General features: G+C 60.2%; 11 protein-coding genes. 9 read left to right on the top strand and 2 right to left on the bottom strand.

Annotated elements, in window-relative coordinates; translation table 11 throughout:
* The first annotated feature begins 426 nt into the window (after window positions 1–426).
* From KGB24_RS20500 to prpD, 6 genes are all read left to right on the top strand, one after another.
* Window positions 427–1,146, top strand: coding sequence for a GntR family transcriptional regulator (locus KGB24_RS20500; protein WP_177318157.1), 720 nt, complete (start codon window positions 427–429; stop codon window positions 1,144–1,146).
* Window positions 1,143–2,033 (top strand): methylisocitrate lyase, encoded by an 891-nt coding sequence (gene prpB, locus KGB24_RS20505; RefSeq protein WP_008027432.1) that lies wholly within the window; start codon window positions 1,143–1,145, stop codon window positions 2,031–2,033. The genes KGB24_RS20500 and prpB overlap by 4 nt, the downstream gene beginning before the upstream one ends.
* Before the next feature lie 155 nt (window positions 2,034–2,188).
* Window positions 2,189–3,316: a 2-methylcitrate synthase gene (prpC, locus tag KGB24_RS20510; RefSeq protein WP_008027431.1), complete on the top strand. Its 1,128-nt coding sequence runs from the start codon at window positions 2,189–2,191 to the stop codon at window positions 3,314–3,316.
* A 203-nt stretch (window positions 3,317–3,519) separates the two neighbouring features.
* On the top strand, window positions 3,520–6,117 hold the full coding sequence (gene acnD, locus KGB24_RS20515) for a Fe/S-dependent 2-methylisocitrate dehydratase AcnD (protein WP_223415710.1): 2,598 nt from the start codon (window positions 3,520–3,522) through the stop codon (window positions 6,115–6,117).
* Window positions 6,118–6,173: 56 nt separating this feature from the next.
* Entirely contained in the window at window positions 6,174–7,364 is a 1,191-nt protein-coding gene (gene prpF, locus KGB24_RS20520; RefSeq protein WP_223415711.1) for a 2-methylaconitate cis-trans isomerase PrpF, read from the top strand.
* Window positions 7,365–7,559: 195 nt separating this feature from the next.
* Window positions 7,560–9,044 (top strand): 2-methylcitrate dehydratase, encoded by a 1,485-nt coding sequence (gene prpD, locus KGB24_RS20525; RefSeq protein ID WP_223415712.1) that lies wholly within the window; start codon window positions 7,560–7,562, stop codon window positions 9,042–9,044.
* A 93-nt stretch (window positions 9,045–9,137) separates the two neighbouring features.
* Here prpD and KGB24_RS20530 read toward each other — a convergent pair whose 3' ends face one another.
* The gene (locus tag KGB24_RS20530; protein WP_223415713.1) at window positions 9,138–10,076 is read right to left on the bottom strand and encodes a DMT family transporter; all 939 of its coding nucleotides are present in this window, start codon (window positions 10,074–10,076) and stop codon (window positions 9,138–9,140) included.
* A 94-nt stretch (window positions 10,077–10,170) separates the two neighbouring features.
* Here KGB24_RS20530 and KGB24_RS20535 point away from each other — a divergent pair, with 94 nt between their 5' ends.
* Complete coding sequence (locus KGB24_RS20535; RefSeq protein WP_223415714.1) at window positions 10,171–11,580, top strand: PLP-dependent aminotransferase family protein; 1,410 nt, start codon at window positions 10,171–10,173, stop codon at window positions 11,578–11,580.
* A 96-nt stretch (window positions 11,581–11,676) separates the two neighbouring features.
* Here KGB24_RS20535 and KGB24_RS20540 read toward each other — a convergent pair whose 3' ends face one another.
* Window positions 11,677–12,495, bottom strand: a complete 819-nt coding sequence (locus KGB24_RS20540) for a pyruvate, water dikinase regulatory protein (RefSeq protein WP_008027418.1) — start codon at window positions 12,493–12,495, stop codon at window positions 11,677–11,679.
* Between the two features lie 174 nt (window positions 12,496–12,669).
* Between KGB24_RS20540 and ppsA the strand changes: the two genes are divergently transcribed.
* Together ppsA and KGB24_RS20550 are read left to right on the top strand one after the other, a co-directional pair.
* The gene (gene ppsA / locus KGB24_RS20545; RefSeq protein WP_008027416.1) at window positions 12,670–15,045 is read left to right on the top strand and encodes a phosphoenolpyruvate synthase; all 2,376 of its coding nucleotides are present in this window, start codon (window positions 12,670–12,672) and stop codon (window positions 15,043–15,045) included.
* A 164-nt stretch (window positions 15,046–15,209) separates the two neighbouring features.
* A complete protein-coding gene (locus tag KGB24_RS20550; RefSeq protein WP_032832384.1) occupies window positions 15,210–16,199 on the top strand; it encodes an alpha/beta fold hydrolase in 990 nt (329 codons plus the stop codon).
* Window positions 16,200–16,238: the final 39 nt, after the last annotated feature.

Genomic DNA, 16,238 nt, shown 5'->3' on the forward strand with positions numbered 1-16,238 from the left:
GAGCGCCCCCTCGAGAGGCCGAGTGGAGGTTCTGCGCAGTGGGCAACCCGGCATGGATGCCGGGTTAGCCGCCCCCGGCCATGGATGGCCGATGGCGGCGGGCCCACGGAGCAGGACCGGAGCGAGGGTATGCCGAGCCACAGCGAGGCACCGAACGAAAGGGGCAAGAGCGCTTTGGTTACTTTCGCGCTTTTCGAAAGTGACTCGCTGTAAAAGCGAAACCATTAGCAGCCGTTACCACAACAACGGATATGTACTCCCTCAAAAAACCGACCGCCTGACACACAGCCTTCGCGAGCAAGCTTCGCTCCTACAAAAAGCAGATAGGTTATTAGACGATTGTCGACAATACCTATTTATCCTTTGACTAATATCCCCGTATTCGCTAGTTTTTGCCGCATCAGCTTTCAAGGTGTCGACAATATGCTGGATCAACTCGATCCCCCAGTCATAGCCCAAGACGATTCGGAAACACTTTCCGAGAACGTCTTCCGGCGCATTCAGGCGGCCATCGTCAAAGGCGAGATCGCCCCGGGCAGCAAGATCTCCGAGCCGGAACTGGCGCGCACCTACGGCATCAGCCGCGGCCCGCTGCGCGAAGCGATCCACCGCCTGGAAGGCCAGCGCCTGCTGGTTCGCGTGCCGCACGTCGGTGCACGAGTGGTTTCCCTGAGCCATGCCGAGCTGCTGGAACTCTACGAAATCCGCGAATCCCTCGAAGGCATGGCCTGTCGCCTGGCCGCCGAACGCATGACGGTCGAAGAAATCGACGAACTGCGCCGGGTCCTCGAAACCCACGAGCGTGACGCCGCGTTTCAGGCCGGTGTCGGCTACTACCAGCAGGAAGGCGATTTCGACTTCCACTACCGAATCATCCAGGGCAGCGGCAACCGCACCCTGACGCAGATGCTTTGCGGCGAGCTTTATCAACTGGTGCGCATGTACCGCATCCAGTTTTCCACCACGCCCAATCGCCCGCGCCAGGCCTTTGCCGAGCACCACCGGATTCTCGATGCCATCGCCGACCGTGACGGTGAACTGGCCGAGTTGTTGATGCGCCGTCACATCGGCGCCTCCAAACGCAATATCGCCCGTCACTACCAGGACGGCGCTAACCCGACAGCCACTGAACGAGGTGAGTCATGAGTTCCAACAAGAGCACTCCAGGCCAGCGTTTCCGCGATGCGGTCGCCAGCGAACATCCGCTGCAAGTGGTCGGCGCGATCAACGCCAACCACGCGTTGCTGGCCAAGCGCGCCGGTTTCAAGGCTATTTACCTGTCGGGCGGCGGTGTCGCTGCCGGCTCCCTCGGCGTGCCGGACCTGGGCATCACCGGCCTGGACGACGTGCTGACCGACGTACGCCGCATCACCGACGTCTGCGACCTGCCGTTGCTGGTGGACGTGGACACCGGTTTCGGTTCCTCGGCGTTCAACGTCGCCCGTACCGTCAAGTCGATGATCAAGTTCGGCGCGGCAGCGATTCACATCGAAGACCAGGTCGGCGCCAAGCGTTGCGGTCACCGTCCTAACAAAGAAATCGTTTCGCAGCAGGAAATGGTCGACCGCATCAAGGCGGCGGTTGATGCGCGCACTGATGACAGCTTCGTGATCATGGCCCGCACCGATGCCCTGGCCGTTGAAGGCCTGGAATCCGCACTGGATCGCGCTGCAGCGTGCATCGAGGCCGGCGCCGACATGATCTTCCCGGAAGCCATCACCGAGCTGGAGATGTACAAGCTGTTCGCCAGCCGTGTGAAAGCACCGATCCTGGCCAACATCACCGAATTCGGCGCGACGCCGCTGTACACCACCGAGCAGTTGGCCGGTGCCGATGTGTCGCTGGTGCTATACCCATTGTCCGCGTTCCGCGCCATGAACAAGGCCGCAGAAAACGTCTACACCGCGATCCGCCGCGACGGTACGCAACAGAACGTGATCGACACCATGCAGACGCGCATGGAGCTTTACGATCGCATCGACTACCACACGTTCGAGCAGAAACTCGATGCGTTGTTCGCCGCGAAGAAGTAATGAACACCCTGTACCTGTAAATGTGGGAGCGAGCCTGCTCGCGATGAGCGCCAACGATAACGCGGGGCTCCTGACACACCGTGGTGTCAGAACTTGCATCGCGAGCAAGCTCGCTCCTACAGGTTTCCCTAATAAATTCAAGATTGGAGACAGCAATGGCCGAAGCAAAAGTACTCAGTGGCGCCGGGCTCCGTGGCCAGGTTGCCGGGCAAACCGCACTGTCCACCGTGGGCCAGTCGGGCGCAGGCCTGACCTATCGCGGCTACGACGTTCGCGAACTGGCGGCTGACGCCCAATTCGAAGAAGTGGCCTACCTGCTGCTGTACGGCGAACTGCCGACCCAGGCGCAACTCGCCGCTTACGTGAGCAAACTCGGCAAGCTGCGCGACCTGCCGCAAGCGCTGAAAGAAGTGCTGGAACGCATCCCCGCCGACGCCCACCCGATGGACGTGATGCGCACCGGTTGCTCGTTCCTGGGCAATATCGAGCCGGAGAAAGACTTCTCCGAGCAGCATGACAAAACCGACCGCCTGCTGGCCGCGTTCCCGGCGATCATGTGCTACTGGTATCGCTTCAGCCACGACGGCAAACGCATCAGTTGCGTGAGCGACGAGCCCTCCATCGGTGGCCACTTCCTGCACCTGCTGCACGACAAGAAACCGAGCGAGCTGCACGTCAAAGTGATGAACGTTTCGCTGATCCTCTACGCGGAACACGAATTCAACGCCTCGACCTTCACCGCACGGGTGTGTGCATCGACTTTGTCCGACCTGTTCTCCTGCATCACCGCCGCCATCGGCTCCCTGCGCGGTCCGCTGCACGGCGGCGCCAACGAAGCGGCGATGGAAATGATCGAGCGCTTCAAATCGCCGGAGGAAGCGATCAAAGGCACCCTCGGCATGCTTGAGCGCAAGGACAAGATCATGGGCTTCGGCCACGCGATCTATAAGGACAACGATCCGCGCAACGAGGTGATCAAGGGTTGGTCGAAAAAACTCGCTGAAGAGGTGGGTGACACTGTCTTGTTCCCGGTTTCCGAAGCCATCGACAAGACCATGTGGGAGCAGAAAAAACTGTTCCCCAACGCCGATTTCTACCATGCGTCGACGTACCACTTCATGGGTATCCCGACCAAGTTGTTCACGCCGATTTTCGTCTGCTCGCGCCTGACCGGCTGGGCGGCGCATGTGTTCGAACAACGTGCCAACAACCGCATCATCCGCCCGAGCGCCGAATACACCGGCGTCGAACAGCGCAAGTTCGTGCCAATCGAACAACGCTGAATGGTGGGGGCCTGAACCGGGATCTGAAATCAACGCAGATCCCTGTGGGAGTGAGCCTGCTCGCGATAGCGGTGGGTCAATCGGCATCAATGTCGGATATGACTCAGTCATCGCGAGCAGGCTCGCTCCCACAGTGGATTGTGTTGGATTCAAGCCCGGTGCCAGACCCCACCCTTTGTTATTACCGTGACCGAGTCCTGACGATGAACACTGAATTCCGTAAACCGCTGCCCGGCAGCCATCTGGATTATTTCGACGTCCGTGCGGCAGTCGAAGCCATCCAGCCCGGCGCCTACGACACTCTGCCGTACACCTCCCGCGTGCTGGCGGAAAACCTGGTGCGTCGCTGCGACCCGGCCACGCTCACCGAATCCCTGAAGCAATTCATCGAGCGCAAACGCGACCTCGATTTCCCATGGTTCCCGGCCCGCGTGGTGTGCCACGACATCCTTGGCCAGACCGCATTGGTCGACCTCGCCGGCCTGCGTGACGCCATCGCTTTGCAAGGTGGCGACCCGGCGCAAGTGAACCCGGTGGTGCCGACGCAACTGATCGTCGATCACTCGCTGGCCGTTGAGCGCGGTGGCTTCGATCCACAGGCGTTCGAGAAGAACCGCGCTATCGAAGACCGTCGCAACGAAGACCGTTTCCACTTCATCAATTGGACCAAGAAGGCCTTCAAGAACGTTGACGTGATCCCGCCGGGCAACGGGATCATGCACCAGATCAACCTGGAGAAAATGTCTCCGGTGATCCAGGTGCGCGACGGCGTGGCGTTCCCTGACACCTGCGTCGGCACCGACAGCCACACCCCGCACGTCGATGCGCTGGGCGTGATCGCCATCGGCGTCGGTGGCCTCGAAGCAGAAAGCGTAATGCTCGGCCGCGCATCGTGGATGCGCCTGCCGGAAAGCGTCGGCGTTGAACTGACCGGCAAGCTGCAACCGGGCATCACCGCCACCGACATGGTGCTGGCGCTGACCGAGTTCCTGCGCAAGCAAAAAGTCGTCGGCGCATGGCTGGAATTCTTCGGCGAAGGCGCTTCCGCGCTGACCCTCGGCGACCGCGCAACCATCTCCAACATGGCCCCGGAATACGGCGCCACCGCGGCGATGTTCTACATCGACCAGCAGACCATCGACTACCTGAAACTCACCGGCCGCGAAGACGAGCAGGTGCAGTTGGTCGAGAACTACGCCAAGACCACGGGCCTGTGGGCCGACAGCCTGAAGGGCGCGCAATATGAGCGCGGCTTGACCTTCAACCTGTCCTCGGTGGTGCGCAACATGGCCGGCCCGAGCAACCCGCACGCCCGCGTCGCCACCTCCGATCTGGCCGCGCAAGGCATTTCCGGCCAGTGGGAAGATGTGCCCGGCCAGATGCCGGACGGCGCGGTGATCATCGCCGCCATCACCAGCTGCACCAACACCAGCAACCCGCGCAACGTGATCGCTGCCGGCCTGCTGGCGCGCAACGCCAACAAGCTCGGGTTGACCCGCAAGCCGTGGGTCAAATCGTCCCTGGCACCGGGCTCGAAAACCGTGGCTTTGTACCTTGATGAGGCAGGCCTGACTGACGAACTGGAACAGCTCGGTTTCGGCGTCGTGGCTTTCGCTTGCACCACCTGCAACGGCATGTCCGGCGCGCTCGATCCGGTGATCCAGCAAGAGATCATCGACCGCGACCTGTACGCCACGGCCGTGCTCTCCGGCAACCGCAACTTCGATGGCCGGATTCACCCGTACGCCAAGCAAGCGTTCCTCGCTTCGCCGCCGTTGGTGGTCGCGTACGCCATCGCCGGCACCATCCGTTTCGACATCGAAAAAGATGTGCTGGGCCTGGATGCGAACGGCAAGGAAATCCGCCTGAAAGACATCTGGCCGAGCGATGAAGAAATCGATGCGGTGGTGAAAGCCTCGGTGAAGCCGGAGCAGTTCCGTCAGGTCTACATTCCGATGTTCGCCATCCACGAAGACACCGGCCCGAAAGTCGCGCCGCTGTACGACTGGCGCGAGATGAGCACCTACATCCGCCGTCCGCCGTACTGGGAAGGTGCACTGGCCGGTGCGCGCCCGCTCAAGGGCATGCGCCCGCTGGCGGTGCTGCCGGACAACATCACCACCGATCACCTGTCGCCGTCGAACGCGATCATGCTCGACAGCGCCGCCGGCGAATACCTGGCGAAAATGGGCTTGCCGGAAGAGGACTTCAACTCCTACGCCACGCACCGCGGTGACCACCTGACCGCGCAACGCGCCACCTTTGCCAACCCGAAACTGTTCAATGAAATGGTCCAGGAAAACGGCAAGGTCAAGCAGGGTTCGCTGGCCCGCGTCGAGCCGGAAGGCAAGGTCATGCGCATGTGGGAAGCCATCGAAACCTACATGGAGCGCAAGCAGCCGCTGATCATCATTGCCGGCGCCGACTACGGTCAGGGTTCGTCCCGCGACTGGGCGGCCAAAGGCGTGCGTCTGGCCGGTGTGGAAGCGATTGCCGCCGAAGGTTTCGAGCGCATCCACCGCACCAACCTGGTGGGCATGGGCGTGTTGCCGCTGGAGTTCAAGCCGGGCACCAACCGTCACACCCTGGCCATCGACGGCAGCGAAACCTACGACGTGATCGGTGAGCGTACGCCGCGCGCCGAGCTGACGCTGGTGATCAATCGCAAGAATGGCGAGCGCGTCGAGGTGCTGGTCACCTGCCGTCTCGACACCGCCGAAGAGGTGTCGATCTACGAGGCCGGTGGCGTGCTGCAACGCTTCGCCCAGGACTTCCTCGAAGAATCGGCGGTTGCCGTCTAAAACACGTTTGGCAGGCAGGGGATTTTAAGTCCCCTGCTTGCTTTGAAGGAGCACCAATGGCTCACGCACCTCAAATCAAAATCCCCGCCACCTACATGCGTGGCGGCACCAGCAAAGGCGTGTTTTTCAGCCTGAAAGACTTGCCCGAAGCGGCGCAGGTTCCAGGCTCGGCGCGCGATGCCTTGTTGTTGCGGGTGATCGGCAGTCCCGACCCGTACGACAAGCAAATCGACGGCATGGGCGGCGCGACCTCCAGCACCAGCAAAACCGTGATCCTGTCGAAAAGCATCAAGGCTGATCACGACGTCGATTACCTGTTCGGTCAGGTATCCATCGACAAACCTTTCGTCGACTGGAGCGGCAACTGCGGCAACCTGTCCGCAGCGGTCGGTTCGTTCGCCATCAGCAACGGTCTGGTCGATGCCAGCCGCATTCCGCACAACGGTGTGGCGGTGGTGCGCGTGTGGCAGGCCAATATTGGCAAGACCATCATCGCCCACGTGCCGATCACCAACGGTGAAGTGCAGGAAACCGGTGATTTCGAACTCGACGGCGTGACCTTTCCGGCGGCCGAAGTGCAGGTCGAATTCATGGACCCGGCGGCAGAAGAAGAGGGCGGCGGTGGTTCGATGTTTCCGACTGGCAACCTGGTGGATGACCTCGAAGTGCCCGGCGTCGGGACCTTTAAGGCGACCATGATCAATGCGGGTATTCCGACCATCTTCGTCAATGCCGAAGACATCGGTTACACCGGCACCGAGTTGCAGGGCGCCATCAACGGTGATCCGAAAGCGCTGGCGATGTTCGAGACCATTCGTGCGTATGGCGCGTTGCGCATGGGGCTGATTTCGAATCTGGATGAAGCGGCCAAACGTCAACACACGCCGAAAGTGGCCTTCGTTGCAAAGCCTGCGGACTACGTGTCTTCCAGCGGTAAAGCGATTTGTGCGGGGGATGTTGACCTGTTGGTGCGCGCGTTATCGATGGGCAAGTTGCACCACGCCATGATGGGCACCGCAGCGGTGGCCATCGGCACTGCGGCGGCGATTTCCGGCACCCTGGTAAACCTTGCTGCGGGCGGCATCGAACGCAACGCCGTACGCTTCGGTCATCCGTCCGGCACTTTGCGTGTGGGTGCTGAAGCCAGCCAGGTGAACGGCGAGTGGACCGTCAAGAAAGCCATCATGAGCCGCAGTGCGCGGGTGTTGATGGAAGGCTTCGTGCGCATACCTGGCGACGCCTTCTAACCCACACAGCCCCTGTAGGAGCCGGCTTGCCGGCGATGGCGTCCTTTCAGGCGATACATGTATCGCTGACCCACCGCTATCGCCGGCAAGCCGGCTCCTACAGTTGATTGCATTTCAGAATAAGAGAGCAGTTACCGGCTGAGATTTACCTGAACCGAGGTCCCATCAACGAACCACTTTACGAGTGAATCGAACATGAGCACCAACGTCGACCCGAACAACCGCCCCGACTACGACACGGTCCTGCAGAACATTGCCGACTACGTCCTCAACTTCAAAATCGAATCCAGAGAAGCCCTCGACACCGCCCGCAATTGCCTGATGGACACTTTGGGCTGCGGCCTCCTGGCCCTGCGCTTCCCCGGATGCACTAAGCACCTTGGCCCGATCGTCGAAGACACCGTCGTCCCGTTCGGCGCTCGCGTGCCGGGCACCCGCTACCGTCTCGATCCGGTCAAGGCAGCTTGGGACATCGGCTGCATCGTGCGCTGGCTCGACTACAACGACACCTGGCTCGCCGCCGAATGGGGGCATCCCTCCGATAACCTCGGGGGCATTCTCGCGGTGGCCGATCACCTGTCGCAGAAGCGTCTGGCCAATGGCGATGCGCCGCTGACCGTTCGCGCCGTACTCGAAGCGATGATCATGGCCCACGAGATTCAAGGCGTGATTGCGCTGGAAAACTCCTTCAATCGTGTAGGCCTCGATCACGTCATCCTGGTGAAAGTCGCCTCGACCGCCGTCACCGCCAAACTTATGGGCGCCAATCGCGAGCAGATGCTGTCTGCGTTGTCCCATGCTTTTGCCGATGGTCAGGCGTTGCGCATGTATCGGCATGCACCGAATGCCGGATCGCGCAAATCCTGGGCGGCGGGCGATGCCTCCAGCCGGGGCGTGCGTCTGGCCGACATCGCGATGCGTGGCGAGATGGGCATCCCCGGCGTATTGACTGCCAAACAGTGGGGCTTCTACGACGTATTGTTCAGTCACAGCAACAACGACCTGGCGCTCAAGCCTGAAGGCAAACGTGTCTTCAGTTTCTCCCGCCCGTACGGCAGTTATGTGATGGAAAACGTGCTGTTCAAGATCAGCTTCCCGGCCGAATTCCACGCACAAACCGCCTGCGAAGCCGCCGTCACCTTGCACCCGCAAGTCAGGAATCGCCTGCACGAAATCGACAAAATCGTCATCACCACCCACGAGTCGGCGATCCGCATCATCTCCAAGGTCGGCCCGCTGGCCAATGCGGCGGACCGCGATCATTGCCTCCAATACATGGCCGCCGTGCCGCTGGCGTTCGGCAATCTGGTGGCCGAGCAATACGAAGACGAGTTCCACGCGGCGCACCCGATCATCGATGTGCTGCGCGAGAAAATGGTCATCGTCGAAGACCCGCGCTTCACCCGCGAATACCTGGAGGCTGACAAACGCTCGATCGCCAATGCGATTCAGGTGTTTTTCAAGGACGGCTCCAGCACTGAGAACGTGGTGGTGGAATACCCGATCGGCCATCGCCGTCGCCGCACCGACGGCATTCCGTTGCTGGAAGACAAGTTCAAAGCCAACCTGGCGACACGCTTCACCGGCCAGCGCAGTGCCGAGATTTTTGCCTTGTGTAAGGACCAGGCAGCGCTTGAAGCCACACCGGTGAACCGCTTCATGGACCTGTTCGTGATCTGACGGAACCCCTTGTAGGAGCCGGCTTGCTGGCGATAGCCGTTACGCGGTCTACCTGAAACACCGCAGCGTCTGTGATCGCCAGCAAGCCGGCTCCTACAAGGCCCGTGTCAGCCATTTCTCTAGCGGCAATTTGGTGATCGCAAACCCTGTCAGCAGAATCGCCGAATAGATCATCAACTCTCGCGAAAGGCTTTGCCCCTCATACCAAGCGCCGATCACCACTGCGAACACCGGAAAAATGATGAACACAAACGACAAAATGATCGGGCTCAGTCGTTTGAGCAGCAAAAAATAAACGATAAACCCGCCCACCGACGCCACCAGTCCCAAGTAAAGCAGGGCGCCCCAGGAACGCAGGCTGATCCCATCGAACACCGGCGCTTCGACATTCAACCCCGCGACAAACAGCATCAAGCCCGCAATGCCGATCGGTAGCGTGTTGTAGGTAATCACGCTGATCGCCGAGCCGTGTTTCTTGGTCACCACGTAACACAACGCATGCATCACCGCCGCACAGAGAATCGCCAGCACGCCGAACAGTTCAGCGTGATCCAGGTGCAATCCCTGGCTGTGAACAATCATGAACAGACTGCCGAAGCCGATGGCAATGCCGAGCACTTGTGACGGGTAGATTTTTTCCCGCAGAAACAGCGCGGAAAACAGCAGGATGAACACCGGCATGCAACTGAACAGCAGTGCTGTCAGGCCTGATGAAACGTGCATCTCGCCGTAATTGAGCAAGTAATACGGCAGGCTGAAATACGACAGCGTCACGAACAGGAAAAACCAGCGGCTTTCCCTGGGGAACATCAACGGTTCACGACGGATGAGGGCGAAAACAAGGAACAACGGAAAGGCGATCAGGAACCGCAGCCCGGCGGCCGTCAGCGGTGGCACCGTTTCAACCGCAATCTTGATCCCGAGCCATGTCGTTCCCCAGCTCAGGCACACGATCAGAAACAGGACGCTGGTGATCAGCGCGGCTAGCCAGGGTTTTCCAGTGCTTGAATTCGCGCTGAGAGCGATGGACATGATCGAGTTCCTTTTTTGTTGTCGGAATTGACCTGCATCTGCAAAAGGTCTATCCCTGATTGAACCTGTTTAAAGCACGCTATTCGGGACTTAAATGAGTGTCAAAGTAAGTATTGCGATGGTGTCAATCCTGCGCGACGGGCTCGTCAACGGACTGGGCGTGAAGTACAAGCGCCTGGCGGACGCTGTGGAAAAAGCGATTGTGGAAGGCGTGATCGAGCCCGGCTGCAAACTGCCGCCGCATCGGCTGTTGGCCGACAGCCTCGGCGTGACCATCGGCACCGTCAGCCGTGCTTACGGCGAACTCGAACGCGTAGGACGGGTGGTCGCTCGCGTAGGAGATGGCACTTACGTGCGTCAGCGCGGGATGGAACGTCAGCGCGATGCTGGCTTTCGCAATGTCAGCGACGAGCCGCAGGCGTTTTTCGACATGAGCCGTAATCAACCGATTCCGGGGCAGAAAGCACTGTTTTTAAGCCAGAGCTTGCAGGCGTTGGCGCTCGATCCCGATGCCTTGCAGAGCATCGGCGGCTACACCGCCGATGCCGGTTCGCTACGCCATCGTGCGGCGGGTGCGCACTGGTTGCGGCACCTGCAATTTGTGCCGGACGCTGAACAGGTCGTGTGCGTGAACGGCGGCCAGCACGGTCTGTTGTGTGCCTTGATGGGGTTGCTCAAGGCGGGCGATACCGTGGTCACGGAACACCTGACTTACCCGGGGTTGATCAGCGTTGCACGCATGCTTGGGATCAAACTGATCGGCGTCGCGATGGATGACGAAGGGCTGATGCCGGATGCGCTGGAAGACGTTTGCCGCAACCATCGTGTGTCGGCGCTGTACTGCACGCCGACGGTCCAGAATCCTACGGCGGCGGTGATGTCCGTCCCACGGCGTGAGGCGATTGCCGAGGTCTGTCGGCAGCACAATCTGCTGATCCTTGAGGATGAAGCCCACGCGTTGTTGGCTCTGCAGCGACCGTTACCCTTGAGTTATTTCGCCCCGGAGCGCTCGGTGTTGATCGGCAGCCTGAGCAAAGCGGTTTCGGCAGGCTTGCGCGTCGGTTATCTGCATGCGCCGCAACCGTTGATCGGGCGCTTGAGCGCAGCGGTACGCGGAACGTGCTGGATGGCCAGTCCATTGGCGCTGGAGGTGGCGAGCCTTTGGATCGAAAACGGTAGTGCGGCGCAGTTGCTGGCTCAGCAGATTATCGAGATCGGTCGGCGCAAGGCGTTGGTCTGTGGGGTGTTGGAGGGCGTGGCGTACAAAACCCATCCCGACAGCCCGCACTTCTGGATCGAAGTGCCCGAGCCGTGGCGGGCGTCGCAGATTGCGGCGGAACTCAAGGAGAACAATTACCTGGTCGCCACCGCCGAGGCGTTTGCGGTCGGGCATGGGGCGGTGCCGCAGTTCATTCGGGCGAGTGTGTGTAATTCGGCGGGGGATGATGGATTGTTGATTCGAGGGTTTGAAGCGTTGATCGGAGCAATAACAGAGACCGTGTAATCGTTCTTCGCGGGCAAGCCTCGCTCCTACAGGGTTCGCGGACATCCTGTAGGAGCGAGGCTTGCCCGCGAAGGCGGCCTGAAGGGCGCTAAAGAGCTACTTGAACCGCCGCTCCACACCTTTCTCCACCAGAATCTTCGCCGAAATCTCTTCCACCGAAAAATGCGTGGAGTTGATGTGCGCAATGTTCTCGCGGCGGAACAGGTTCTCCACTTCTCGCACTTCAAACTCGCACTGCGCGTAGCTCGAATAGCGGCTGTTGGGCTTGCGCTCGTTGCGGATCGCGGTCAGGCGGTCCGGGTCGATGGTCAGTCCGAACAACTTGTGCTGGTGGGCGCGCAGGGCGTTTGGCAGCGTCAGGCGCTCCATGTCGTCTTCGGTCAGCGGATAGTTGGCCGCGCGGATGCCGAATTGCATCGCCATGTACAGGCACGTCGGTGTCTTACCACAACGCGACACCCCCACTAGGATCAGGTCGGCCTTGTCGTAATAATGCGTGCGCGCACCGTCGTCGTTGTCGAGGGCGAAGTTCACCGCCTCGATGCGTTCCATGTAATTGGAGTTGCCACCGATAGAGTGAGACTTGCCGACAGTGTAGGAAGAATGCTCGGTCAGTTCCTGTTCAAGCGGTGCCAGGAAAGTCGAGAAAATGTCGATCATGAAACCATTGGACGTCGCGAGAATCTCACGAATGTCCTGGTTGACGATGGTGTCGAATATGATCGGCCGGAAGCCGTCGGTTTCGGCGGCCTTGTTGATTTGTTGTACCATGGCCCGCGCTTTATCCACGTTGTCGATGTACGGCCGCGTGAATTTGCTGAAGGTAATGTTTTCGAACTGCGCCAGGAGGCTTTGACCCAGGGTTTCGGCGGTAATGCCGGTGCCATCGGAGATAAAGAAAGCAGATCGTTTCATTTGCACCTTGGGCCTTAAGCTAGTGACGAATCTTGGATATGATAGGCGCGGTTTGCCGGCCTCGAGTGGCCCGCATTCTCACTTATTTTCCAGGTCCAGGCCATACAGCCGGCAAATGCTCCTTTCGAGCGCCGGCTTCTGAGCTTTTCCAACACAGTTAGTGGAGAGATCACCTTGGTAGAGTACGTAGTTTCCCTCGATAAGCTCGGCAAACACGATGTTGAGCATGTGGGGGGCAAGAACGCATCCCTGGGCGAGATGATCAGTAACCTTGCAGGTGCCGGTGTATCGGTGCCCGGTGGCTTCGCCACGACAGCTCAGGCTTATCGTGATTTTCTGGAACTGAGCGGCCTGAACGATCAGATCCACGCCGCCCTCGACGCCCTGGACGTCGATGATGTCAACGCCCTGGCCAAGACCGGCGCCCAGATCCGTCAATGGATCATGGAAGCCGAGTTCCCCGAGAAGCTCAACACCGAGATCCGCACCGCGTTCGCCACGCTGTCGGCCGGCAACCCTGACATGGCCGTGGCCGTGCGCTCTTCCGCTACCGCCGAAGACCTGCCGGACGCTTCCTTCGCCGGTCAGCAGGAAACCTTCCTGAACATCCGTGGTGTCGAAAACGTCATTCGCGCCGCCAAAGAGGTGTTCGCTTCGCTGTTCAACGACCGTGCGATCTCCTACCGCGTGCACCAGGGCTTCGACCACAAACTGGTCGCTCTGTCGGCTGGCGTGCAGCGCATGGTCCGCTCCGAAACCGGCACCGCCGGCGTGATGTTCACCCTCGATACCGAATCGGGCTTCCGTGACGTGGTGTTCATCACCGGCGCCTACGGCCTGGGTGAAACCGTCGTACAAGGCGCGGTGAACCCGGATGAGTTCTACGTCCACAAAGGCACGCTGGCCGCCGGTCGTCCGGCCATCCTGCGTCGCAACCTGGGCAGCAAAGCCATCAAGATGATCTACGGCGAAGTCGCCACGGCCGGCAAGTCGGTCAAGACCATCGATGTCGACAAGGCCGATCGCGCACGTTTCTGCCTGAGCGACGCCGAAGTCAGCGAACTGGCCAAACAAGCGATGATCATCGAGAAGCACTACCAGTGCCCGATGGACATCGAATGGGCCAAAGACGGCGACGACGGCAAGCTCTACATCGTTCAGGCCCGTCCTGAAACCGTGAAGAGCCGCACCCAGGCCAACGTCATGGAACGTTACCTGTTGAAAGAAACCGGCACCGTGCTGGTTGAAGGTCGCGCCATCGGCCAGCGCATCGGCGCCGGTAAAGTGCGGATCATCAAGGACGTGTCCGAGATGGACAAAGTCCAGCCAGGCGACGTACTGGTTTCCGACATGACCGACCCGGACTGGGAACCGGTCATGAAGCGCGCCAGCGCCATCGTCACCAACCGTGGCGGTCGTACCTGCCACGCGGCGATCATCGCTCGCGAACTGGGCATTCCGGCCGTGGTCGGTTGCGGCAACGCCACCCAGCTGTTGAAAGACGGCCAGGGCGTGACCGTTTCCTGCGCGGAAGGCGACACCGGTTACATCTTCGAAGGTGAGCTGGGCTTCGACATCAAGAAGAACTCCGTGGATGCCATGCCGGATCTGCCGTTCAAGATCATGATGAACGTCGGCAACCCGGACCGCGCCTTCGACTTCGCGCAACTGCCGAACGCCGGTGTGGGCCTGGCCCGTCTGGAATTCATCATCAACCGCATGATCGGTGTGCACCCTAAAGCGCTGTTGAACTACGACGGCCTGCCGCAGGAAATTAAGGACAGCGTCGACAAGCGCATCGCCGGTTACAACGATCCGGTCGGCTTCTACGTCGAGAAACTGGTCGAAGGCATCAGCACGCTGGCGGCTGCGTTTTATCCGAAAAAGGTCATCGTGCGTCTGTCGGACTTCAAGTCCAACGAATACGCGAACCTGATCGGCGGCAAGCTTTACGAGCCGGAAGAAGAAAACCCGATGTTGGGCTTCCGTGGCGCCTCGCGTTACATCAGCGAATCGTTCCGTGACTGCTTCGAACTCGAGTGCCGCGCCCTCAAGCGTGTGCGCAACGAGATGGGCCTGACCAACGTTGAAATCATGGTGCCGTTCGTCCGTACCCTGGGCGAAGCGAGCCAGGTCGTCGACCTGCTGGCCGAAAACGGTCTGGCCCGTGGCGACAACGGTCTGCGCGTGATCATGATGTGCGAACTGCCGTCCAACGCGATTCTGGCGGAAGAATTCCTTGAGTTCTTCGACGGTTTCTCCATCGGCTCCAACGACCTGACTCAGCTGACGCTGGGCCTGGACCGTGACTCCGGGATCATCGCTCACCTGTTCGACGAGCGTAACCCTGCGGTCAAGAAGCTGCTGGCGAACGCCATTGCTGCGTGCAACAAGGCGGGCAAGTACATCGGTATCTGCGGTCAGGGTCCTTCGGACCACCCTGATCTGGCCAAGTGGCTGATGGAGCAGGGCATCGAAAGCGTTTCGTTGAACCCCGATTCCGTACTGGAAACCTGGTTCTTCCTGGCTGAAGGTCAAGCTTCGGCGTGATGCAGTTGTTGTAGGAGCGAGCTTGCTCGCGATGGACGCTAACGGTGACGCGTTTATCCTGGATAAACGCGGTGTTCTGAAGTCCATCGCGAGCAAGCTCGCTCCTACAGTTGATTACGTAGGGCGGGCTCCTCTGGATGCCGCCCTTTTTTGTGCAAGAGACTATGCAAAGCAGCAGCAACCTATTTCCTGTCGCCCTGATCAGCGCCGAGCGGCGCGGTGATCTGAGCGAAGACGTCTATCGTTTGAAACCCGGCAACAGCCCTGACGGCACCGTGGAACTGGCCGTGACCCGTCTGGGCATGGCGGACGCGCCCGCGCACGGTGGTGTGCCGGTGATTCTGTTGCACGGCAGTTTTTCCAATCGGCGCTTCTGGTTCTCCCCTAAAGGCCTGGGGCTGGGCGCTTATCTGGCGCGTCTGGGATTTGATGTGTGGATCGCGGAAATGCGCGGTCATGGCCTGTCCCAGCGCAACCAGAACTATCGCAAGAACCGCGTCGCCGACTACGCTCGTTACGATCTGCCGGCCATTGGCGCGTTCGTGCGCGAGCAGAGCGGCCAGGTTCCGCACTGGATCGGTCACTCGCTGGGTGGCATTACCCTGGCGGCAGCCTTGGGTGGCGGATACATCGGCGAACCGGTCGTCGCGTCTGCGGCATTCTTCGGTACGCAAGTCAGCCGCACCTATTGGCCGTTGAAAATTCCGCCGGTGGAGTGGAGCGGGCGCTTCATTCTCAAGCGTTTTGCGCAACTTTCGGGGTCAAGACTCAAGCGCGGCCCGGAGGACGAGCCGATTGGCCTGGCCCTGGAAAGCATGCGTTGGTATGGCCTGTTCGGGCGTTTTGGCGATGCCGACAAGGATTGGTGGGCCGGTTTGGCTGACGTTCAGAGCCCTGTGTTGGCCGTGAGCGCCGTCAGCGATCATCAGGATCCAGCGTGGGCGTGCCGCAAGTTGTTTGATCAGATCGGTTCAGAGCACAAGCAATTCATCAACCTTGGCCGCGAGCAGGGCTTTGGCGACAATTTCGGTCACGTGGAAATGTTGGTCAGCAAAGCGGCTCAAGCCGAAGTCTGGCCGTTGGTGGCGCGTTGGCTGTCGGACCAGCACACGCCTTTGCTCGGTGAAAAAGCGGATTTGGCCTCGGCAGTCTGAGCCCGATGCTCTATCAAGGGCATTCCGCTCTGATCGGCT

The organism is Pseudomonas sp. BF-RE-25, from assembly GCF_019956105.1.
Lineage (GTDB): Bacteria > Pseudomonadota > Gammaproteobacteria > Pseudomonadales > Pseudomonadaceae > Aquipseudomonas > Aquipseudomonas migulae.